This window comes from Vibrio sp. 10N (genome assembly GCF_036245475.1).
Lineage (GTDB): Bacteria > Pseudomonadota > Gammaproteobacteria > Enterobacterales > Vibrionaceae > Vibrio.
This window is the reverse complement of record NZ_BTPM01000002.1, coordinates 1,107,835-1,130,422: the sequence shown is the minus strand read 5'-3', so window position 1 is coordinate 1,130,422 and position 22,588 is coordinate 1,107,835. Positions and strand designations below refer to the sequence as shown.

Here is a 22,588-nt window from a genome sequence, read left to right as displayed (position 1 = left end):
GAAAACGGTAGTTTTTGGCAGGTTGTGTTTGGCGATGTAACCATACCATTAACTACCGTTTTTGTTTTCAGCTCCCGCTAATCCGCGATGAACCAAAAAAAAGCCCTTGTATCTGCATACAAGGGCTTTCTATTTCAAATGTATCTTATTGAGGCTAGTACTTTTTCAGAATCTCAATAATCTCAGCTTTGCTTTGCGCAGCGATGATGGCGTCAACGTCATCTTCGTTTTGGAACAGTTCAGCCAGTGCCATAATGGTTTGGATATGGCTGTCTGAGTCCATCGCCGCTAGAGTAACTGAGAAGTAAACGTCACCGTTATCTTCTGACTCTAAGTCGACACCGTTTTTGAACACAGTCACTTGAAGTGCTGCTTCGTTCACTCCATCTTCTGGACGAGCGTGAGGCATTGCAATCTTAGGAGCGAGTACATAGTAAGCACCGATTTCTTTGTGCTTTGCCTTGATAGCTTCAAGGTAGCTCACTTCCACTTTGCCTTGTTCCAGTAACTTTGAACAAGTGATTTCTAGCGCTGCATCGACCGACAGGTTTTCTTCGGTGCAGATAACGATGCCGTTATCACCAACTAGATTAAAAATACTCATTGAACCAACCAACCTAGAAGTAGACCAACAACACCGAAGTCAAAGTCAGCAAACGTTGTTGCTTCAAGACCAAGACCGCCTAGAACTGGTAGCAGTAGCATTGGTAGGAACGAGATACATAGACCTTGTGTAAAGGCACCAAGAATCGCACCGCGTAGACCACCTGTTGCGTTACCGTAAACACCCGCTGCACCACCTACGAAGAAGTGAGGAACAACACCTGCTACGATAATCGTCCAGTCAAATGCACCTTGGATACCCATAGCGACAAGACCAGCTGCGAACGATGATAGGAAACCAATCAATACCGCGTTAGGTGCTACAGGGAATACCATTGGACAATCAAGTGCTGGTTTAGCGCCCGGTACTAGTTTGTCTGAAATGCCTTTAAATGCTGGAACGATTTCCGCAATCAACATCTTCACGCCCTGAAGAACAATGTATACACCACCAGCAAACGTTAGTGATTGCATAAAGGTGAACACTACCCAGTTTTGACCGCCAGATACGCTTTCTACAAATTCGCCACCTGCAAAGATAGAAGCAAACATGAAGAAGATAGCCATAGTCGTTGCAACCGCTACAGGCGTATCACGCAAGAACATTAGGCTCTTAGGTACGTTGATGTGTTCCGTCGTTTTAGATGCGTCACCAAACTTGCTGCCAATAAAGCCTGCAATGATGTATGAGAACGTTGAGAAGTGGCCCATTGCTAGTTGATCAGTGCCCATTACTTTTACAGTATACTTCTGTGCTAGAGCAGGCATGACAACCATTAGCGAACCAACAATAATAGAACCCATTGCTACTAGCGTTGCACCTTGAATTCCAGCTGTAGACAGGATTACCGCAACCAGCATAGACATAAACATGGTGTGGTGACCTGTTAGGAAAATAAACTTTAGCGGAGTGAAACGCGCCAAAAGAATATTAACTAGGAACGCAAAGAACATAATAAGAGCCATTTCATAACCGAAAGCTTCTTGTGCTAGAGCAACAATTGCTTCGTTATTTGGAATAACACCACTTACGCCAAATGCTTCAGTAAATACCGTTGAAAAGTTATTTAGTGCGCCAACAAGAGCGCCAGCACCAAAACCTAAAATTAGGAAGCCCATTACAGTTTTAATGGTGCCTTTTAGAATGGTTGAAACATCAGCTTTTTGTGCAATAAGGCCAACAAAAGCAATTAAACCAACCATGATTGCGGGCTCTTTTAATAAGCCCAGCATAAATTCGAAGAAATTTTGCATTACAACTAGCCCTTACATGAATTTTTTCAATTGTTCTTCGATTGAAGCTTTATCAAAAATATTTGCAAGACTTACAATGTTTTCTTTACCCGCGTCTGCTAGCTGACTTGCTACGTCCGTCGCAGCTACCCAAATATCAGCGTTACTTGACGCTGCAGATGATAGATCTTCATGATCAACTTCTGCATCCAGACCAATTTTACCTGCTACTTCCTTAACTGCCATTTCCATCATTAGTGAAGTACCAAGACCATTTCCGCATACAACCATAATCTTTTTCATATCATCATTCTCTATTTGAGTTTATAGGGGGAGAGTGTCATCACCCTCGCTATTGGATGGGGAAATCATAGCCAAATTGACCAAAACAACAATAGACCTCTGTCACAAAACCAAATTGCCCTTGTGATGGAGATCGCATTAATTTAAGGAATGTAGCAATTAGGGGTGGCCTTAACACTTAAGTATTAAAGCCAATAGAAAGTATAGTTTATGTGTATGGTTTTAGTGCTTGCAAATGAGTGATGGGGTATTTATTTGTGAAGGTGATGAATAACTTTAGAAAAGGACTGATTATTTACCGTAGTCCGTAAGCATTTTCTTGAGAAGGCTATTAACGTCTTTAGTTTTCTTATTTCTTTTCGTTAAGGCAGATAATGAAGTAGGTAGTTGAGATTCTTGGTCTTCCAATTCTGTGTCATCAATTCTTTCACGAAGTTTTTGAACAGCTGGGCGTAGTAAACGAACTTCGTCACCTTGCTCATTTTCGAGGACAACAATATTTTCAGACTCAACTCGTATAATGGTTAGCGTACCATGCTTAGGAGATTCAATTATTTCTCCAACCATCGTTGACTGGATAGGAACGGAGCGGTCCGTAATTTGGCCGCTGCGAAGTTTAGAAGCCGTAGTTGAACGAACATTACCGGTATTTTCAAACGCAACAATCACAGTGTGGGTATTGTAATACTCAATGACCGTCACATAACCGTGTGTTTTCGTCTCAAACCGAGCACCGATTTGCATATCCAGTGGCGCTTCCATTTTTTTGAACTGCATGTAGATCCCAAAGTACAGCGATACAAGTAAATTAATTTAAGTATACACCTTCCGTTATTTTATAGAAGAGTGCAGTGTGTCTTGATGGTTAATTTGTCTGCGTCGAAACGCCGCTGGTGATAGTTGAGTCACTTTCTTGAAGGTGCGACCAAAGTTACTGACATCCTGATAACCAAGTTCATAGGCGACTTTTTCAACAGTCATCTCCGAAGAACAAAGCAACGTGCGAGCATGCTCGATTTTGGCTTGAACAATGTATTCGCGTGGTGATATTTCTAGCACCGAAACAAACTTACGGTGTAGTGAACGCTCACTGATTTTGCAGTGTTCAGCGATGTCTTTTACGCTACTTTTCGGATTTTCGGTGCAATATCGCTGTGCTTTCAAAACCATTGCGTCACCGTGACTAGTATCGGGTACAAAACGTTCATAATAGGCTTGTAACCGGCCATTGATATCGAGTAGAGCAAAGTCAGCAACGCGTTTTGCGAGTTCGAAGCCCTCGTACTGGGCGATAAGGTGGAGAACCAAATCTTGGTAGGCGAATAGTCCTGCCGCTGTCGTTATTCCTCTATCAACGACGAGTATATCGCGCTTCTCCACGTGGTTAATTTGAGGATATTCTCGGTTTAGGCGTTCACACAGGTTCCAGTGTGTAGTGACATTTTTGCCGTTGAGTAATCCAGCTTCAGCGAGCCAAAATACTCCAGCACAGGAAGCAGCAATGTCGACGTTGTGGTTGGCCAAGTACGTCAAGTAGGACGTCATATTTAAACATTTGAAATCAGGCAAAGGGTGAGCGCCAGAAGGAGGGACGATCACTATATCCGGCAATTTGTTAATTACTGTGTCGTCAAAGTCCAATTCGTGTTGGACTTCAAATTTATCGCTTTGGGATAGGCGATTGGCGATAGTAAACAGGTCCATAATCCCATAAATAGCCGAGCGCATTGCATCTTCGTAATGGAGAATCGAAACTTTTATCACGTTGTTTCCTTGTCTGAATATGACCAGTTTAAGTGATTGTAAGCCATTAAAAAGTCATAGTTATGATTTTAATCTAAGTGGTGTCGATTATTTGAACAGGGAGCACAATATGACAAATCACCACACAGCATTGTTGCTGATTGATATCCAGAACGACTATTTTGAAGGCGGTCAACTGCCACTTAACAACCCAAAGACTGCAGCAGACAACGCCTCGGCAATATTGAATGCGTTTCGCCAGCAAAACTGGCCCGTTATACATATTCAGCACGAAAACCTCGATGCATCTAAACCATTTTTGCTCAAAGATAGCGCAGGGCAACAGTTGCACGAGAGCGTCACACCTCTCCATAGTGAAGTAGTTATCAGCAAACACTTTCCAAACGCCTTTTGGAAGACGGCGCTGGAGTCAGTGTTACAGAGCATGCAGGTCAATCATTTAGTGGTTGTCGGTATGATGACGCATATGTGCGTGAGTACGACTTCTCGAGCGGCAATGGAGCGCGGCTTCAAGGTCTTTGTTGTTGATGACGCATGCGCCACTCGATCCCTTCAATATAATGGTAAGGAAATTGATGCAACCACGGTGCACAACACCGCTTTGGCCGAGTTGCAGATGATTGCGGATGTTCACAGAACGGATTCGATTCTGCGCTACGTTGTCTAGTTGGAGTCAGCGCCTACATGGGGGCATCATGTCACAGAAATCCTTTCTGACAGCGATGCCACCATAAGCTCCTTAAACCAGCGGTGGGCAGGACTACTGACTGTTTTTCGATGTTCTATCAGATACAGGCCGACACAATATTGTGGTTCATTAAAGGACTTGATCACCTGAAGCTCTGGCCGATGAGCTAAGTCTTCAACCAGCGCATGGCTGGAGATCATTAAACGATCGGTGCGAGAAAGCGAATCCATGAGCGTCGTCAGTTGTCCGGATTTGAGGGCAATTTTACGTTGTAAGCCTTGCTCAGCCAGTTCTAGATCTATTGGGTTGAGGTAATGTTGGCTGGAGCGAACGTCCAATGACAAATCGACAAACTGATAGTGCAGGCAGTCAGCAAGTGTCATCGTTGCCGTGCTTGCCAGTGGGTGGGTCGTTGATCAATAAATCACGAAGTCTGGCTAAAGTGCGACTCATTGCTGGCTGCGACAAATAGAGCTTTTGTGCCGCACGAGACACGTTACGTTCTTTGATCAGTACGCTCAGCGACACCAGAAGGTTAAGGTCAATTCGAGACAGTTCTTGCTCAAGGGTCTTCATCTCATATTCCTACGCCATCTATTCCGAAGGCACGGTGCGATTAGCTGCACAGTATTACACCAGAGCATATCACCTTATGAGTAAAGTGCACTGTACAAATATCATAGCTTGGGGGGAACTTACGCCAAACCCTACACTAGACCCGAGATATTTGGTTAGCTAAGCCTTAGGTTAAACCCTCACAAAGCGATTTTTAACAATACAGTCGGCATACCTTTCTGCCGACTGATGCTTGAACTTCAGTGGTTTATCAAGATCACCAAAAAGCGGGATACCGCCACCAAGCAAGACAGGAATCGTGGTAATAATCAGCTCATCGATCAGATCTTCCTTAAGGAAGCTTTGGATCGTCTTACCGCCATCAATGTAGAGATCCTTGTATCCTTTGGAAGCGAGCTCGTTAATGATGTCTTTAAGCTCGCCCTTCACTAAATACACCTTTCCTTCAAGGCCTTCTGGCACTTCAGTTAAGGTGTTACTCAATACAAACACAGGTTTGGAATACGGCCAGTCGCAGTCGAAGCTCAATACAATGTCTAGAGTATTGCGGCCCATAACCAATGCGTCGATTCGGTTCATAAACTCGGCGAAACCAAAGTCGGAACCCTCTGGGTTGGGAATATCATGCAGCCACTCCACGCCGTTGTTCTTGTCGGCGATATAACCATCAAGGCTGGTGGCAATGTAGACGATGTTGGCCATTTGGGGGCTCCTATTTCGATGAGATAATGGTGTGCAATTAGCGGACTTTTTGCTAAAATTCTACAGTGTAGAAATTAAGTGGAGTTTAACTAGGATCTCTTATGACTGTCAATGCCAAAAAACGCGGTCGCCCAGAGAAGGGCAGTGATGGATTGAGTCAATCGCGCATTGTTGAGATGGCGAAACAAATGATGCAATCCAACGGAAAAATCCCAAGCATCAGAGGTTTAGCTACCGAACTCAATGTCGATGCGATGGCGATTTATCACTATTTCAAAAATAAAGATAGCCTATTGGAAGCCGTTGCTGTGTCTCTAGTGGAAGGGATTTATCAGCCAAACCATCAAGCCACATGGCAGCATGAACTAACTGAGTTGGGCTGGAGTTATCTTGGGCTTCTCAGAGAGTATTCAGGACTGCTGGAAACGTTATTCAAAATGCAGAGCAGTGGGCCGGCCGAAGTATTTATCGCCCGTTTTAATGATGTAGTCGCCCCCTTAACTCTAAGCAATGACGACAAAATGAACGCTGTGAATCTTTTAGCCGACTATCTACATGGTTTTGCATTTTCTATGCAGTTTGCAGAGGTCACGCAGCAAGAGCAGCGTCGTATTTACGAGGGCTCGATATCACTTTATTTGAAAGCAGTGACTCCCGTCCTTCCTCGCTAGAAAAACACAAGGTATGGTTAAGGCAATTAGCTCGTTTCACAAGGATAAGTGATGACAGAACTCCATGATTATATTGTGATTGGTGGGGGCATCGTTGGCGTGTCCACCGCGTGGCAACTGCTGCAAAGACACCCGCAAGCGTCGATCATGCTGGTGGAAAAAGAATCGGACTTTGCTCATCACCAAACTGGCCACAATAGCGGCGTTATTCACGCGGGTGTTTACTATCAACCGGGCAGCCTTAAAGCGGACTTTTGTAAACGCGGGGCGGAAGCGACCAAGCACTTTTGTGCCGAACATGGTATTCCGGTGGAAAACTGCGGCAAGCTTTTGGTTGCAACCAACGCTCTAGAAAAGCAAAGAATGGAGGCGCTTTATCAACGCTGCCTTGAAAATGGTATCGAGGTTTCATTGCTCAACCAACAGCAATTGGAGCAACTTGAACCCAATATTACAGGCTTGGGCGCTATTAAGGTCGAATCCACTAGCATTGTGGATTATCGAAAGGTAACCAAAACGATGGCCGAGCAGTTCCAGTCGCTCGGAGGAGTCGTGTCTTTATCGAGCGTAGTTACCGCCCTGAATGAGCAACATGATGTGGTGAATATTGAGTGTCTGGTCAATGGTGTGCCAACCCAATTGCAAGCTCGACAACTTGTGGTATGTGGTGGACTGATGGCGGACAGACTGGCCGCTATGATTGGCATTGATGTCGATTTCCAAATCATTCCCTATCGTGGTGAATACTACCAATTGAATGCCAAACACAACGATGTCATCCGCCACCTTATCTATCCGATTCCCGATCCAGAGCTTCCGTTTTTAGGGGTACACTTAACACGAATGATCGACGGTTCTGTGACCGTTGGCCCCAATGCCGTTCAGGGTTTTAAGCGTGAAGGTTATGGCAAGATCAATTTTAGTCTTGAAGATACACTGGCGATGCTAACCTTTTCAGGGTTTTGGCGCGTATCGTACTCCCATTGGAAGGCCGGTTTGAACGAGTTGAAGAACTCTCTGTGGCGACCCGGGTACCTTCAATTAGTGCGCAAGTACTGTCCTATGATTGAGGTTTTAGATCTTGAACCGTACCCTGCTGGCATTCGAGCTCAAGCGGTGATGTCTGATGGCCGCTTGGTACATGATTTCTTATTTGCCGAAACTTCCCGCAGTTTGCACGTCTGCAATGCTCCATCCCCAGCGGCCACATCGGCCATTCCAATCGGTGAATACATTTGCAATAAAGTCGAAGCTAGACTGGAACTTCTAGAAAATAATGGATGATTTCTCTTTAAGCTCATAAATTCCAGCTACTATTGAAGGCGTGCCTCCAAAGTGGGGCAGAAGATTTTGAGCAAGGTAGGAAACGGAATCACCTTCATGATCAGAGAATACACTCCACAAGATACAGATAGTGTCTTGAAGATTTGGCTGGCGGCATCTGTGGAATCACACGACTTTTTAGAGCCTAGGTTTTGGTATGACAAGCTGGATGATATGCGCAATGTGTATCTCCCAAATGCCGAAGTTTATGTGTACGAGCTTGCTGGACGAGTTGTTGGATTTTACGCGCTAGTGGATAATGAGTTGGCTGCGCTGTTTGTCGAGCCGCAAGCGCAAGGCAGCGGTATTGGGATGCGGCTACTTATGGACGCCCGTAAAAAGCGCGATACGCTTTCTTTCTCCGTCTACAAACACAACTGTCGTGCTATCGGCTTTTATCACCGCTGTGGATTTTGTATTGTCGATGAATCAACAGACCCACACACCGGACACTTGCAATTGACCATGTCTAGCCACTAGCCCTATTGAAATCAACAGTTTAAACTGGCTCAATTGTTATTGAAATCGTGATACTAAAATCGCGTTATCGAATGAGCGTGATTTAGATAGGGATAGGCTGTGTTTGACTTTGATGAAATTGTAGAGCGTAGAGGTACTCATTCCGCAAAGTGGGATGAGATGGAGGCAAGTTTTGGTGTATCGACGGATGATGGCCTGCCGATGTGGGTGGCGGACATGGACTTTAAAGCACCACCAGCCGTCAACCAAGCATTGGCCGATGCCGCTGAAAATGGCGTGAATGGTTACTACGGTGATGATTCACGCTACAAAGCATCAGTTGTGAACTGGATGAGCAAAAGACATCACTGGCAAGTATCTCCTGAATGGATTGTCACGTGTGCAGGGCTCGTTCAGGGGACGGCGTTGTGTGTTCAAGCCTACACTCAGCCTGGCGATGGCGTCATTCTTTTCACACCCGTATACCATGCGTTTTCAAAAGTCATTAAAGCGAACCAGCGTGTCGTAGTGGAAAGCCCGCTAGTGGAAAAACAAGGTCGATATGAAATGGATCTTGCCGCTCTAGAGGCAAGCCTAGATGGCTCAGAAAAGCTCGTTGTTATGTGCTCACCCCATAATCCTGGCGGGCGCGTATGGAGCAAAGATGAGATCCGAGCGCTCGCCGAACTTTGTGCTCGTCGTAATCTTGTATTGGTCGTAGATGAGATTCACCACGACTTGGTTTTTCCTCCCCATCAACATACCGTCGCCACTCTTGCCGCACCAGAGCACGAGCAAAACATGGTGATTTTGGCGGCAACGACGAAGACCTTTAATATTGCCTCCGCGTTAACCGGAGCGGCTATCATCCCCAATCCTGAGCTAAGAGATAAGTTCAAGTACGTTCTCAATGCCGCTGGCATCGGTCCAAATCGAATGGGAATGCTAATGGCGACAGCGGCATACGAGCATGGTGAAGCTTGGTTAGAGGCCTTGGTGAAATACCTTGATGAGAATCGACGCATATTTGACGAGGGCATCAATGCCATTAAAGGGCTTAAATCGATGCCACTGCAAGCGACGTATCTGTCTTGGGTCGACTTTTCACAGACAGGGTTAGCACCGCAAGAGGTTATCGAGAAAGTACAAAGCGAAGCGAAGATCGCAGCCAACCATGGTTCAACGTTTGGCCTGGGAGGCGAGAGGTACCTTCGCTTCAACTTAGCGACCCCTCGTACTAGGGTCATCGAAGCTGTGGCGAGGCTACAGCAGGTATTTTCAGGTGACTAGTTAACCTAGGGAGGCAAGTGCCTCCCTTTTTATTGGTTGCGGAGTCAGAGTTGACCATGGCTTCTGTCGCTTTGAAGGCGATTTGCCAATAGACGTCTTAATTCAACTGCATCATGCTATGGGAAACAGACACTGGGAGAATATTATGTTCATTGCTTTAATGAAGAGCAAAGACATTGACGGTAAATGGAGGTGTCATGCACGCTTGGAACATTGAGGTACAAACAGCCTTACAGCCACTCGCCAACAGCGATAACGCCGCATCTATGAAAGCTTATATGCGTGACCAGTATGAGTTCTATGGAATTCAATCATGGCCGCGCCGTAAAGCACTTCACACCCTGTTTTCAAAACAGAAGATGCCAAACATGAATGAGCTGGCAAAAGTTGTCGACGAACTATGGGCCTTGCCTCAAAGAGAATATCAACTCGTCGCCGTGGATCTTCTAATCAAACAGAAGAAGGTGTTGCAAGAGAGCTTTCTTGAGGATGTTGAACGGTGGATCACGACGAAGTCCTGGTGGGATACGGTCGATATGTTGGCGACTCATATCGTCGCGAGTTTGTTTCAGCGCTTTCCCGATCAAACTGCGTGTTTTATTCTCAAGTGGCGACAGAGTGACAATATTTGGCTTAGGCGAACCGCGATCCTTTATCAACTCAAATTCAAACAAGACACCAATGAGTCTCTGCTGTTTGAGATCATTTCCGAAAACCAACCCAACAAAGAGTTCTTTATCCAAAAAGCGATCGGCTGGAGCTTAAGGGAATACTCAAAGACCCATTCAGACGCTGTCATCCAGTTTATTGATGCTCAGCATATCGAAGGACTCGCTAAACGAGAAGGACTTAAGTGGCTCAAGGCTCAAGGGAGGGTGTCGCTTATGTAGCGACACTTTGGCTGACAACCAAGCGTCCAACCAACACATCACGAACAAAGTCACTTCTTAACCAATTTCCGCTATAAAACCCCTCTAAAGGGCACTAAAAACTGAGAGTTTTTGTCCTACACTGCTATAAATTGCTTTATTAATAATAGGGATATTATGGAAGCGTTCGGGCGATGGTTTGATGATATATCAATAAAGCGAAAAGTATTAATGAGCTTTTCAATTCCAGTATTGTTAATGCTTTTGGTGTCGCTTTCGGTACACAAAAATACGCAATCAATGGTTGAGGATGCAAGCTGGGTTGAACACACTCATAAAGCGATCGCGAGGGCACAAGAGTTGCTTACCATGGTAGTTGATATGGAAGCAGGTAAGCGTGGCTTTCTTATCACCGGCGACGAAGTGTTTTTAGAACCTTTCACTTGGTCTACGCCGGTTTGGAACGAAAAAATCAACACGCTGGCAGAACAAGTCAGTGATAACCCGCCACAGGTTGAAATACTGTGGGAAGTTGATGCGTTACATAAACTTTGGTTACAAGAGGCCGCAACAGAAGAGATCGAACAAAGACGAGCAGTGACAGAGGGGCGAGCCAGTATGAGCTCCATCATTGAGCTGGTACAAAAACAAACCGGTAAATCCATCAATGATGAAATAAGACTGAAAATGGCCACTTTTATCGAAGTGGAAGAACAACTGATTCATGTTAGAACCGTTGAATCCGCGGAGTCTGCGCGGCAAACAAGCCTAGTGCTGATATTAGGGACAGTCGTGTCAGCGGTTATTTCTGTGCTGGTGGCTTTTTGGAGCTCTGCTCGCGTTAAGCGTCGGCTAGATACGCTGCTAAAGGCGACGCACGATGTGGGTATCGGCAAGTTGAACCTTGGATTGGAAAAGCTCAGTGAAAGCAGGCACCTTCATGGTCGAGATGAGTTCTCCAAATTAACGTTGAGCTTCAAAGAAATGACGTCCAGTCTTATTGAAAATAATAAACAAATGCGTCACTACAACGAAAAGCTCAAGCAAGAATCCTTGCGTTCAGAAGCCGCAGCCAAGGCAAAAGGCGACTTCTTATCCACTATGAGCCATGAAATCCGCACTCCAATGAATGGGGTAATTGGGATGGCTAACTTGCTGCTCGATACTAGGTTAAATGAACAGCAACGCAAGATGGCAGAGACCACCAAGAACAGTGCAGAGTCGCTACTGTCCATCATCAACGACATACTGGATTTTTCGAAAATTGAAGCGGGTAAGATCGATCTGGAGCTGATCGACTTCGACTTAGGGGAAGTCATCGAAGAAGTAGGGGCTATGTTGTACTTTGCAGCAGAGCAAAAAGGCATTCAGCTCATTTGCCCGGCAACACCTGTGATGGACCTTTGTTATAAGGGTGATCCTGGGCGCATTCGTCAAATTTTGAACAACCTCATAAGCAACGCGATAAAGTTTACGGCGCAAGGTGAAGTGGCGGTTTATGTTTCAGTGGTAGAAAAGAGATTGACCGACAGTGTTATCAAGTTTGAGGTCAAAGACACTGGAATTGGAATCAACGATGAACAACAGAAGAAGTTGTTTTCGCGCTTCTCTCAAGCAGACAGTTCGACGACACGGAAGTACGGCGGGACAGGGCTGGGTTTGTCGATTAGTAAGCGCTTATCTGAAATTATGGGGGGAAGTATTGGCGTATCGAGTGTAGAGGGAGAAGGCTCAAATTTTTGGTTTACCATTAAGCTCGAAAACTCTAAGCAACAATCCATCGTTTATTTACCTACCGGCGATTTGAAGCGTCAACGCGTGCTGGTTGTTGACGATATTAAAACGAATCGAAACCTGATGACGCAAATTCTCGGGCGTTGGGAGTTAGACCATGAAGTTGTTGAAAGTGGTGAGCAAGCTTTGCACGCCCTGATTCGAGCCAATAAAGAAGGCAAACCGTTTACGATCGCCATCATCGACTATCAAATGCCAAATATGGATGGGGTCCAATTGGCGGAACAAATCCAAAAAGACGCATCGATCAAAGAGACGAAACTGGTCATGTTCTCCTCCGTTGTGCAAAGGGGAGACGCTAAACTGATGCAGCAAGCTGGATTTACGGGTTATCTAACCAAACCGATGCAACAATCAGATCTTCTCGGAGTTCTTGAAAAAGTATCTGGGCTTAACTCCGAAAGTCCTAAAGATAGCTTTGTAACACGACACACACAGGCGAAGAAAACGCAGTATCAAGCGCGCACGTTAATTGTGGATGATGTGACGACGAATCAAGTGGTACTTCAATCGTTACTTGCCAAGTACGGCATTAAAGTCGATAAGGCGAAAAATGGATTAGAAGCGTTAGCCGCATTAAGAGCTCATTCTGGTTATGATCTCGTGTTCATGGATTGTCAGATGCCAGAAATGGATGGCTATGAAGCGACGAGAGAAATTCGAAACACCAATAATGCCAATATTAATCATTCGATTCCAGTGATTGCTATGACCGCAAACGCGATACAAGGCGATAAAGAAAAGTGTCTTCAAGCAGGGATGGATGACTATATTTCTAAGCCCATCAACGCAAAAGCTTTGGGTGATGCACTGGCAAAATGGTTACCACACAAAGTCGTTCAAGAGCCTCCAGTAGATGGTGAAGAGAAATCTCGTGCTTAACGGTTATTGCTGCTGACTTATGTTTGATAACTATCGTTGCAGGCAAGCTGAGGGCAAACGTGTTTCACTTTATCTAGTAATATTTGGAAGTGATGATTTGGAAATGATTGTTAGGAAGAGGTAGAGATAGAGATAGAGAAATCACGCCCTTGACCGCTAAATCTCTACAACGTACTCCCCTGATAGTGATAAAATCCTCACATCAGAATTATCGAGATACTCTATGTTTATCCATCATGTTAACGGCATCGACTGGCTGGTGATTACCGCCTTTGAAGAACTGAAACCCATGTTTATTGAAGATGCTGGTGCCATCCCCTCATGCTTTTCTATCGCCAGCGAACTGAGCCTGATTGACCAAGCCAAGCGCACTTACGGATATTTGCCTAAGCTCAGCGGTGTTATCACCGATACCGGTACGTTCCAGCGCCGAGATAACGAAGAAGATTTGAACCCACAGCTCGCCTGTATCGTTGAAGGCCGTGGTCGGGTGTTTATCTATCACGGTGGCTTTGTGGCTTTTGTGGATGACGAGCAAACCTTTATTACTCGATTGGACTGACATTATTCAGCTACTTGAAACCTGCGAACTGAATGGGACTGCGTGAGGCCCCGTTTGTAAGAGAGAGGGTTATGAGTCTGACTCAAATGGTGTCAGGTCTATACCCTCGATATCACAAACCGCTTTGATGGTTGGGTTCAAACAAAGGCACTTCAAGTACGCTGCTAGGTGCTCGAACTCGAGTGGTGATTTCTTAACTGGCAACGACCATTCTGCAAGCATAAACAAGAAATAGTCACATGCAGTTAAGGTATCACCCAGCAAGTATTCGTGATGTTCTAGCTGGTCGTTGATAATCGACAATGCATCAGCAATTCTATCGTCCTGTGCCGCAACGACATTTGGAATGGTCGCTTCATCATTAGTGTGACGATGAGGGTAATAACGGACCATGAGTTCAGCTTGTAGCGTGTTATTGAGAAACGCGAGCCATTGATAAAACAAAGGTCGTTTTGGCTCACCTATCGATGGCATTAAATCGGATTCAGGGTGTAATTCACAGATGTGGATACAGATAGCAGGACTTTCGAAAATTGGCTGGTTATTAACGACTAAGGTCGGTATGCGTCCTGATGGATTGAGTTTAAGATAGTCTGCAGATTTTTGACAGTTCGATTTTCTATCAACTAACAACAGTTCATAGTCTGCGTTTAAATGATGTAGCAAAAAATGAGGAGCTAGGCTCGCATTGTTTGGGTAGTAGTAAAGTTTGAACAAATTAAATTCCTTTTCATTCAAGTTGTGGATACGCATCATTTTGATTAGTCGTTGATTTTACCGTACTTCGTAACTGATTTGCTTACTTACGTTCTTTAGTTGTACCCCAACGTTATTAAACGCCTTTTGAATCGTTGTTGAAACATGCTGCTGGCCTTCGCTTTGCAAAAAGTGTGTTCTATCTTGATTGGTTTCGAACACACAGATGATGTTCAAGCTTTGTGGGAAAGATGAAAACTTAACGGTATGTGTTACCCAAAGAAAGCCGTCGTAGCTTTTTAACGTACCTTCACACACATCGGTCAACACCTCTCTAATTAGATTATCGACCTTCTTATCTGATTTACGCATGAAGAAAACGTCCTATTTTTAGTGAAGGGGCAAATATGAATGCCTAGTTAGGCTCTCCAAATCTAATAAGTTCGTCCTTTGCACGCAAGTGAAGATCTCTCACAACGTAAGGGGCATTGAAAGATTTCCACTAAACCACGTAAAGCAAGCAGGCGATGCGCTGAACGAAACTCGTTTGAATGTAGATATTGTTTACTCTATCAGCGTGGTCCTTTTTCATATACTCTCGTAAAACAAAACATCGAGTTAACATGTTGAGAGGACACAAGTAAACCCAATGGACTCCCTTACCCAAGCTGCGCTCGGAGCGACAGTTGCCGGCGCGATTGCTGGTAGACAATGTAACGCTAAGGTGCTTCTAACCGGTGCTGCGATTGGTACTTTGCCAGACTTAGACGTGGTGATTGATTATGGTGATGCGGTGAGCAATACCATTAAACACCGCGGGTTCACGCATTCTCTGTTGCTTATTCCGCTGTTTTCACTCGTGGTCAGCTGGCTATATTGCCGTTTTAGACCCGATGCGTTTTGGTCTTTTACTCGCGTCTTTGCTCTTGTGCTTAGCGTGCTTGTTACTCATGTTGCCATCGATGCGATGACCACTTACGGCACTCAATTGTTATGGCCAATACCCGGTTACTTTGAAGTGGGTAATGTATTCATCATTGATCCCTTGTACACACTGCCGTTGCTGCTAGGCATTGGTGTTGCACTGTTCTCCCGTCATAGGGGAGGGCGCTGGTGCCAGGGTGTGGTATTGGTATCGAGCTTTTATCTGGTTTGGGGCTATGTTGCCCAGCAGGTGATTGCTGATAGAGTGGAAGACAACTTGGCGCTACAAAACATCAGTAATGAGCAAGTGCTAATAACGCCTTCTCCGTTTAACACTCTGTTGTGGCGCGTTGTGGTTGTCGAAGGGGATCAATACTTTGAAGGGCTAGCGTCACTGCTTGATAAAGAGCCTCATATCGACTTTATCGCGCGTTCTCGCGGTCAGTGGCCGCTGGAGGAGAAACCATCAACGCTAGTTGGATTGGAGGCGTTTTCGCATGGCTTTTTGGGATATCGCCAACAAGGCGATCAACTCATTGTGTCGGATTTAAGATTGGGTATGGCGGATAGTTTGGCCTTTGAATTTGTGTTCGCAAACACGACATCATCGCCGCAGTGGACCTTGTTAGACGCCCCTACAAGACTCGAAAGTGAGCGAAGCTTCGAGCAAATCTCGGTACTTTGGCAACGAATGTTGGGTGATCAAGCGATTGATGCGAACTTACAGAAGGTCGCGTACAACCAGGCCTTGGATGATGTGGACTAACGCGCAGTAATAACGTAAGCGTAGAGACGGCAAATCGAGTTTTTGCAGACTCGATTTTTTATCGTCACGACAAAAATCACTATTTGACGAAGCGATTCATGTGAGTTCACTATTCCCGTCCTAAAATTGTCACGACAGACAGTGACTTGCTCATCTATTTACTCGCTTAAGATACTCAAATTTATCTTTAGATTTTTCCTACTGAGGACAACGATATGACACTTGCCGCACTGGCGATTCTGGTTGGTTTTATCTTATTGGTTTGGAGTGCAGACCGATTTGTTGATGGCGCGGCGGCAACTGCGAGTCACGCGGGCATGCCGCCTTTGCTTATCGGTATGGTGATTGTTGGTTTTGGTACCTCGGCACCAGAAATGGTGGTATCTGCGATGGCAGCAGCAGAGGGTAATCCGGAGCTTGCTTTGGGTAATGCTCTAGGCTCTAACATTGTAAACACCGGACTTATTTTGGGTGTTACCGCAATCATTGCGCCAATCATGGTGCAATCGGTCATTGTGAAAAAAGAACTGCCGTTGCTGTTCGCTATTAGCTTATTGTTAGGTGCTTTGCTGTGGAACGGAGTGTTAGGACGCGGTGAGGCGGCGATTCTCTTGGTGGGATTTTTCAGTCTTATCAGTTGGAGTATTTATTCGGGCATCAAAGGGAAAGGTGACCCACTAGAGACCGAAACAGAACAAGAACTTCAAGAGAAAACCATGTCTTTAGGCAAAGCGATTTTCTGGTTGGTGTTAGGCCTAGTTCTGCTGGTGGTGAGTTCACGTATCCTTGTGTGGGGTGCCGTAACCATCGCTCAATCTCTTGGTATTAGTGACTTGGTCATTGGTTTGACGATTGTTGCACTCGGTACGTCGTTGCCAGAGCTAGCGGCTTCTATCGCCGCAGCTCGCAAAGGCGAGCATGACATTGCGATCGGTAACGTTGTCGGCTCCAACATGTTCAACATTCTGGCTGTTGTTGGTATTGCTGGCATGATCTCGCCAATCGCGAATGTGCCAGAGGCTGTGTTGTCTCGCGACTGGTTGGTGATGATGGCGATGACGGTTGCGCTGTTCTTTATGGCTTACGGTTTTGGTCGCCAAGGGCGCATCAATCGATTTGAAGGGGCATTGCTACTTGCAGGGTACGCTGCTTACAACATCTGGCTTGTTGTCTCTGTTACAGCCTAACTGCGTAACTGTTTTTTGAAATGAGCCCGTGATTCAATCACTGTATTGAGTCACGGGCTTTTTAGCATCGAATGGTTAAGAATTACAATTTGTCTTTTCGTTTGCTCTGCTGGCGGATGTAATCGCCAAACTCATACTTTCTTTCTTGATGTCCTACCTGATAAAGCTCGCTTTCCGTGCGCTGCTGCGAGTAATTTGACGCTTTCATAGAGCCTTTTCCGACTCTCAACATGTTATCGACAACGCGTTTAAAGAATGAATCAATGCGTCGACCGTACATTTGAAGAACGCCTAGCATGCTGCAAAAGCTCATCGCTAAAGCGACAGTCCAGTGTATTTCTATCATGCCAATCCTCCACAGAGTGAAGAAAGTGTTGTTAAAGTGCGGGTGGGAAAGGGTTGGCGAGCAAGGAAAAGAGTAGGCTCTTTCATAGAGGTTCGAGAAAATAAAGCAGCTTGGATAGGAGGCGCTGCAGGTTGTGGGCGCGTTGAGCTGCGCAGTTGGTTTGGATCGCTTGTAGATGCGAAACGGGCCAAAGTGATCATTGAGTTTTATACCTTTATTATTTGAGCTGACTTTGCAAAAACTGAGCATGTTTTTGCTGAAAGTGAATATAAGGTATGCGGCTTTGTAACATCAATGTGGCTGAAATTAGTTGATACAAACGGTCACAGAGCTAAATGCTAATTAACGGACCGTCGATGTTTGACACGGCTAATTAATCTAATTTGTGCTTGCATACAAAACGATGGGTGACAACCGACAAATCGGCATTTCCCCCGCTTTATAAGACGTGCTTCATCGTAATAAATTGAGTACTGTCAGAAGGTTGCAGGCTATTAACATACGACGCTTGTTCCGAGACGACCAATACTTGGCCATCGGTAAAGTAGTCGTGTCGGTCATTTTGGGTTGTCACACTCGCAAGCTGAAGGTTTTCGGCATTCCATCGGTCATTGAGTCGAAACACATCGGTTTTCAGTTGGTCGCGCTCAGCATCCACATTGGGTGATACCGAGTGGAGCAGCGTGACGATTCCCCCGTAGGGTGTGAACGTTAATCCATCATCATAGCTGAGCGCACCGACCCAAACCGTTTGTTGGGTTTGTGAATCAACCCCCGCTTGCCACCAACGAATATGTGACCGATGAGTGAGCGTGCCGGGCAGCTGAAACGCTAGGTGTTGTGGCTGACCTTGCCAGAGTAAGTCAGAGACAGGTGGCGTGCGTTGTTGCAACAAGTCCACATAATCGGCAAGTTCGATATCACTGCGCGAGAATGTTTTGTTTTGAGTCCAACCCAGTTCGTTCATTAAATGTGTCGGTGTCTCGCCTAAGTAAACAACATTCACGGCTTGCGCAGAATAGAGAGCCGATTGGCCAGCATATACTTTATATTCCAGCTCCGTTAAGCGCACCTCGACAGGCTTTGTTTCGGCCAGTGGTACCACGCTGTTGTCGCTCCACCAGAAAAAGTGCGAATAGTTGAGTGCGACCATTCCGACCAAAAACAAGCTGGATGCCTTTAGCCATGAGTAACGCCATTGCTTTTTGATGCCGAAGTAGAGCAGTGCTAATGACACAAGCGATAGCCCTAATGTGTATTTGTGCTCGGCAATAAAGGTGGCGGTTTCACCGAGTATCGGCACATTGTCGACGCCCGCAGCGAGTAAATATCCCCAGGTAACAAATTGCCCAACACCGAGAATAAGGCCGACCGTCGCATAGAGGGAGAACCTCCCCCAGCGGATATGGTTAGCGCCAGCCATAAAAGGCACCACCCAAGCAATTGGGCCAAGCAGGCGGGCAAAGGCGATAACCCAAAACGCATTGCGATTGATTAGCAAACGGCAGCGAGCCAAAGGGCGACGAATTTTTGGTTGCCAGCGCATCAAAGACTTTTGGGCGCTAAAACCATAGTGTCGTCCAATAAGGAAACTGAGTTGGTCACCAATCAGGCCGCCGAGCAGAACGGCAATGACCGCCCAGTACGTTCCTGAATAGAGCTGATATCCCGCCGCGATCATGAATGGTTCACCCGGCACTACTAGGTTTGGCCCAATCAATGCGTCCAGAAGTGATCCCAAAAACAGTCCCAATGTTTCAAACATATCTCATCCTTACCTAATCTTTATGCACTCTCTCTTGTTGGCTGTTTTATTGTTTCTGGTAGTGACCGAACTGATATTCCATCTCGTTGTTACGCATCTCGCCAAATAGGAAGCGGCGAACATTCGCTTTTAGGTAAGTGACCCCCATCTTAAAGAAGCCATCTTGCTCAAGACGGCGTGGATCGAACTGAAAGCTCATCGGCAAAAATCGAAAACGCCAAGTCTTTGAGGCCTTTTTAACGTAGTGGCAGTCTTCGCAAAGGACGATCTCTTCATCAAATCCACCAATCTCCTGATGAGCTCGTTTGGTTGAAAAAATGCATGCGCCGACCGCGGTTGGGAAGAAGAATTGAGTAGCAAATAACCCTGCATTAAACAGGCTGTAACCCAGCTTATAGGCGGGTGCAAGATTACGTGACCCCATATAAACACCCGCGACTTCGAGCTTTTCTTGTTCGAGTTTGTCGATCGCCTGTTGTAGGAAGTGTTTGTCGAGACGAACATCCGCATCGAGAAACAGTAAGCGCTCATTGTTCGCCAGTTCAGCGCCTTTATTTCGGCCAAGGCTAACGCCACGCTCAGACATTTTGTGTACCGTTAAGCTCGGCAATGAGGCTTGATATTTGCTCGCTACGTCACAGGTAAGGTCATCGCTGTTCGAGTCGACCACAATGACTTCAAAATCCTGATAAGTCTGGCAGCTTAGATCGCTCAGCAGGCGAGCAATACGTTTCTCTTCGTTTAGGGTGATAACAACTACGCTAAGTGATTTCATCATTCTTTTCCTTTGGTTCAATTTGTCCATCTTTTGGGGCACAGAAGCCGCGTGTTGGGTGGAGTCGCGGTTAATCGATGGAGACAGTATTGAGCAACTGCACTGAATGAAGAATGAGTGGAGAGTTCAGAATCGGTTCATGTAGATGAACGAGGAGGCTTTGCCACCGAGAGTTCGAGGCAAAGCGCTGATGAATCAAAAAGTTAATTGCTATGATGAGTGTGCAAACTGGGCAACTTCTTCAAGAATGTGTGGGTTGGCGATGGCGCCTTTGTTTTTCACTTCCTTACCGTGGAGTACTTGTTTAACCGCCAGTTCCACCAGTTTTCCTGATTTGGTTTTTGGGATCTCACTGATGGTATAGATCTCTGAGGGCACATGGCGAGGGGAGCAATGCGTTTTAAGTTGTTGCTTGATGGCTTGTTTAAGTGCTTCGTCCAGTACCGCTGCGGGCGTAAGCTGCACGAAAAGCACAATTTTCTCGTCGCCATGGCGGGTTCTTCCTACCGCTATCGAGTCAACAATGTCATCCAACTGGTTGACCTGCTGATAGATCTCAGCCGTTCCGATACGTACCCCGCCTGGGTTCAAAATCGCGTCACTGCGGCCAAAAAATCGCATTCCGCCGTGTTCGGTCATCACTACATCATCGCCATGACTCCAGCATTGATCAAAGTCGGCCCAATACGCGTTGTGGTATCGCTCTCCGTCATCGTTCCAAAAGCCGACGGGCTGGTTAGGAAAACTGTTAAGGCAAACCAACTCTCCGCGCTCTTCGGTCACCGCTTGCCCGTCTGAGTTAAATACTTGAACATCCAGCCCCAAACCTGGCGCTTGGCACTCGCCTCGGTAGACGGGAGAAATTGGATTCCCAAGCACAAAACAGCCACAGATGTCCGTGCCACCAGAGATAGAAGCAAGATGAATATCCGACTTGATTGCACGATATACATAGTCAAATTGCTCGGGATATAACACTGAGCCAGTAGAGCAAAGGGTTCGCAAGTGGGTGAGTGCAAACTTTTCGCTTGGGTTAAAGCCACTTTTCTCTATTGCTTCTAGATACTTAGCCGCTGTGCCAAACAAGCTCACGGACGTTCTTTGCGCTAACTCCCAAAGCACATTCTCCGAGGGATAGACGGGGTTGCCATCATAGATGACCAGACTCGCACCGCTGGCCAGTGCCGATACGTGCCAATTCCACATCATCCAACCACAGGTAGTGTAATAGAATACGCGGTCGTCGGCGCGAACATCACAGTGAAGTTGATGCTCTTTAAGATGATTGAGGGTAATGCCGCCCACTGAGTGAACAATGCACTTAGGTTTGCCTGTTGTTCCTGACGAATAGAGGATGAACAGAGGTGAGTTAAACGGTACACGATGAAAGTGAACGGGTTCGCTTTGAAAGTCTTTCAGCACCGAATCCCAGTCAACACGAAGGATATTGCTTGCGTTCGATTCGACGGTGACGTTTTGTGGTGGCTCGCTCTGGCCAAGGTGTTGATAGGCGATCGTACATACGTGCGTGATGGCGTCGATGGCATGACAGATGGCATCGTTTTTATCTTTCATAGAAAACGCTTTGCCACCAAACTGGTAACCATCCACGCAAAACAGCACTTTTGGCTTCACCTGACCAAAACGTTCGATCACACTTTCTGAGCCAAAGTCGGGTGAAGTGGAGGTCCAAATTGCGCCTAAGCTTGTCGCGGCGAGCATAGCGATAACAGCATAAGGTGAATGGGGAAGGTAGCCAGCGACAACGTCGCCTTCTCCCACGTCTGCTCCCCGAAGCCACTGCTGCATGATTGAGACATGCTGGTGCAGTTTTCCCCACGTGTATTGTTCGACATGACCTGTCTCGTTTTGAAACAAGATGGCAATGTTTTCTGGGTTTTTCTCGCCATAAGTCAGCAAGTTCTCTGCATAGTTTAAACGTGATTCAGGAAACCAAAGGGTGTCTCTTGTCGGAACCGTGCTTTGCCAAACAGGGTCTCCAAGGGCTGATACTGGACCTTGTCGTGAACCAACAACGCCACAAAAGTCCCACACGCGTTGCCAAAAGTGCTCTGGGTTTTCCAGCGTCCATTGGTGCAACTGCTGATAATCGGTTATCGCTTGCGGCAGAGGATCAAGCGCCTCGATGAATTGTTGCATGCGACTGCTGGATACCGTGTTTGGTTTAGGGATCCACATGGGATGGCGTGAATTAGGGGGTGTTAACATTTTATCTACACTCAAGGCTGAAGTTGTCCTGACTGTAAGTTTTGGTTGAATGTGTGATGAAGTCAAACTTGCTGGAAAATTTCAATTAACTGAATTTAAAGCTAAAAATATACAATTGTAAAATTTATGTTACACGTAGTTCACAAGGCTGGTTTGGCTCAGTTATTGTCAGCGGATACCC

Annotated in this window: 24 protein-coding genes; 10 read left to right on the top strand and 14 right to left on the bottom strand. The window is 46.0% G+C overall.

The genetic code is table 11. The features are described 5' to 3' along the window. Positions 1 to 154 precede the first annotated feature (154 nt). The 5 genes from AAA946_RS21255 to AAA946_RS21235 all read right to left on the bottom strand — a co-directional run bounded on the left by AAA946_RS21255 (position 155) and on the right by AAA946_RS21235 (position 3,903). Positions 155 to 604, bottom strand: a complete 450-nt coding sequence (locus tag AAA946_RS21255; RefSeq protein WP_338166744.1) for a PTS sugar transporter subunit IIA — start codon at positions 602 to 604, stop codon at positions 155 to 157. Further along, complete coding sequence (locus tag AAA946_RS21250) at positions 601 to 1,857, bottom strand: PTS ascorbate transporter subunit IIC (protein ID WP_338166743.1); 1,257 nt, start codon at positions 1,855 to 1,857, stop codon at positions 601 to 603. The genes AAA946_RS21255 and AAA946_RS21250 overlap by 4 nt, the downstream gene beginning before the upstream one ends. 12 nt (positions 1,858 to 1,869) lie before the next feature. Continuing rightward, complete coding sequence (locus AAA946_RS21245) at positions 1,870 to 2,139, bottom strand: PTS sugar transporter subunit IIB (RefSeq protein ID WP_338166742.1); 270 nt, start codon at positions 2,137 to 2,139, stop codon at positions 1,870 to 1,872. A gap of 291 nt (positions 2,140 to 2,430) precedes the next feature. Further along, the gene (locus tag AAA946_RS21240; RefSeq protein WP_338166741.1) at positions 2,431 to 2,916 is read right to left on the bottom strand and encodes a hypothetical protein; all 486 of its coding nucleotides are present in this window, start codon (positions 2,914 to 2,916) and stop codon (positions 2,431 to 2,433) included. A 54-nt stretch (positions 2,917 to 2,970) separates the two neighbouring features. Further along, on the bottom strand, positions 2,971 to 3,903 hold the full coding sequence (locus AAA946_RS21235; RefSeq protein WP_338166740.1) for a GlxA family transcriptional regulator: 933 nt from the start codon (positions 3,901 to 3,903) through the stop codon (positions 2,971 to 2,973). Between the two features lie 109 nt (positions 3,904 to 4,012). On the opposite strand from AAA946_RS21235, the gene AAA946_RS21230 reads away from it, so the two are divergent. Further along, positions 4,013 to 4,570, top strand: a complete 558-nt coding sequence (locus AAA946_RS21230; protein ID WP_338166739.1) for a cysteine hydrolase family protein — start codon at positions 4,013 to 4,015, stop codon at positions 4,568 to 4,570. A 26-nt stretch (positions 4,571 to 4,596) separates the two neighbouring features. Here the strand turns inward: AAA946_RS21230 and AAA946_RS21225 are convergent, their stop codons facing one another. The 3 genes from AAA946_RS21225 to AAA946_RS21215 form a co-directional block, all read right to left on the bottom strand. Then, the gene (locus AAA946_RS21225) at positions 4,597 to 4,974 is read right to left on the bottom strand and encodes a hypothetical protein (protein ID WP_338166738.1); all 378 of its coding nucleotides are present in this window, start codon (positions 4,972 to 4,974) and stop codon (positions 4,597 to 4,599) included. Then, positions 4,961 to 5,167 (bottom strand): helix-turn-helix domain-containing protein, encoded by a 207-nt coding sequence (locus tag AAA946_RS21220; RefSeq protein ID WP_338166737.1) that lies wholly within the window; start codon positions 5,165 to 5,167, stop codon positions 4,961 to 4,963. The genes AAA946_RS21225 and AAA946_RS21220 overlap by 14 nt, the downstream gene beginning before the upstream one ends. Positions 5,168 to 5,338: 171 nt before the next feature. After that, complete coding sequence (locus tag AAA946_RS21215; protein WP_338166736.1) at positions 5,339 to 5,869, bottom strand: dihydrofolate reductase family protein; 531 nt, start codon at positions 5,867 to 5,869, stop codon at positions 5,339 to 5,341. Between the two features lie 101 nt (positions 5,870 to 5,970). Between AAA946_RS21215 and AAA946_RS21210 the strand changes: the two genes are divergently transcribed. The 7 genes from AAA946_RS21210 (at position 5,971) to AAA946_RS21180 (ending at position 13,719) form a co-directional block, all read left to right on the top strand. Continuing rightward, complete coding sequence (locus tag AAA946_RS21210; protein WP_338166735.1) at positions 5,971 to 6,540, top strand: TetR/AcrR family transcriptional regulator; 570 nt, start codon at positions 5,971 to 5,973, stop codon at positions 6,538 to 6,540. Between the two features lie 51 nt (positions 6,541 to 6,591). Next, entirely contained in the window at positions 6,592 to 7,824 is a 1,233-nt protein-coding gene (gene lhgO, locus AAA946_RS21205) for an L-2-hydroxyglutarate oxidase (RefSeq protein ID WP_338166734.1), read from the top strand. Positions 7,825 to 7,920: 96 nt separating this feature from the next. After that, entirely contained in the window at positions 7,921 to 8,343 is a 423-nt protein-coding gene (locus AAA946_RS21200) for a GNAT family N-acetyltransferase (RefSeq protein WP_338166733.1), read from the top strand. 99 nt (positions 8,344 to 8,442) lie between these two features. After that, a complete protein-coding gene (locus tag AAA946_RS21195; protein WP_338166732.1) occupies positions 8,443 to 9,612 on the top strand; it encodes a MalY/PatB family protein in 1,170 nt (389 codons plus the stop codon). A gap of 197 nt (positions 9,613 to 9,809) precedes the next feature. Next, positions 9,810 to 10,502, top strand: coding sequence for a DNA alkylation repair protein (locus tag AAA946_RS21190; RefSeq protein WP_338166731.1), 693 nt, complete (start codon positions 9,810 to 9,812; stop codon positions 10,500 to 10,502). 210 nt (positions 10,503 to 10,712) lie between these two features. Next, positions 10,713 to 13,157 (top strand): response regulator, encoded by a 2,445-nt coding sequence (locus tag AAA946_RS21185; protein WP_338166730.1) that lies wholly within the window; start codon positions 10,713 to 10,715, stop codon positions 13,155 to 13,157. A gap of 223 nt (positions 13,158 to 13,380) precedes the next feature. Beyond that, positions 13,381 to 13,719, top strand: a complete 339-nt coding sequence (locus AAA946_RS21180; protein ID WP_338166729.1) for a cytosolic protein — start codon at positions 13,381 to 13,383, stop codon at positions 13,717 to 13,719. A gap of 69 nt (positions 13,720 to 13,788) precedes the next feature. On the opposite strand, the gene AAA946_RS21175 is transcribed toward AAA946_RS21180, so the two are convergent. Both AAA946_RS21175 and AAA946_RS21170 read right to left on the bottom strand, forming a co-directional pair. After that, positions 13,789 to 14,436, bottom strand: a complete 648-nt coding sequence (locus AAA946_RS21175; RefSeq protein WP_338166728.1) for a glutathione S-transferase family protein — start codon at positions 14,434 to 14,436, stop codon at positions 13,789 to 13,791. Between the two features lie 57 nt (positions 14,437 to 14,493). After that, positions 14,494 to 14,787: a Fis family transcriptional regulator gene (locus tag AAA946_RS21170; protein ID WP_338166727.1), complete on the bottom strand. Its 294-nt coding sequence runs from the start codon at positions 14,785 to 14,787 to the stop codon at positions 14,494 to 14,496. A gap of 277 nt (positions 14,788 to 15,064) precedes the next feature. Between AAA946_RS21170 and AAA946_RS21165 the strand changes: the two genes are divergently transcribed. After that, complete coding sequence (locus tag AAA946_RS21165) at positions 15,065 to 16,105, top strand: metal-dependent hydrolase (protein WP_338166726.1); 1,041 nt, start codon at positions 15,065 to 15,067, stop codon at positions 16,103 to 16,105. A 215-nt stretch (positions 16,106 to 16,320) separates the two neighbouring features. After that, a complete protein-coding gene (locus AAA946_RS21160; protein ID WP_338166725.1) occupies positions 16,321 to 17,292 on the top strand; it encodes a calcium/sodium antiporter in 972 nt (323 codons plus the stop codon). An 82-nt stretch (positions 17,293 to 17,374) separates the two neighbouring features. Here AAA946_RS21160 and AAA946_RS21155 read toward each other — a convergent pair whose 3' ends face one another. From AAA946_RS21155 to AAA946_RS21140, 4 genes are all read right to left on the bottom strand, one after another. Further along, positions 17,375 to 17,638 carry a hypothetical protein gene (locus AAA946_RS21155; protein WP_112479297.1) on the bottom strand — a complete coding sequence of 88 codons (264 nt, stop codon included), beginning with the start codon at positions 17,636 to 17,638 and terminating at the stop codon, positions 17,375 to 17,377. 439 nt (positions 17,639 to 18,077) lie between these two features. Continuing rightward, positions 18,078 to 19,403, bottom strand: coding sequence for an LssY C-terminal domain-containing protein (locus AAA946_RS21150; protein WP_338166724.1), 1,326 nt, complete (start codon positions 19,401 to 19,403; stop codon positions 18,078 to 18,080). Between the two features lie 46 nt (positions 19,404 to 19,449). Beyond that, a complete protein-coding gene (locus tag AAA946_RS21145) occupies positions 19,450 to 20,178 on the bottom strand; it encodes a glycosyltransferase family 2 protein (protein WP_338167218.1) in 729 nt (242 codons plus the stop codon). Between the two features lie 210 nt (positions 20,179 to 20,388). Continuing rightward, a complete protein-coding gene (locus AAA946_RS21140; protein WP_445206116.1) occupies positions 20,389 to 22,407 on the bottom strand; it encodes an acetoacetate--CoA ligase in 2,019 nt (672 codons plus the stop codon). Positions 22,408 to 22,588: the final 181 nt, after the last annotated feature.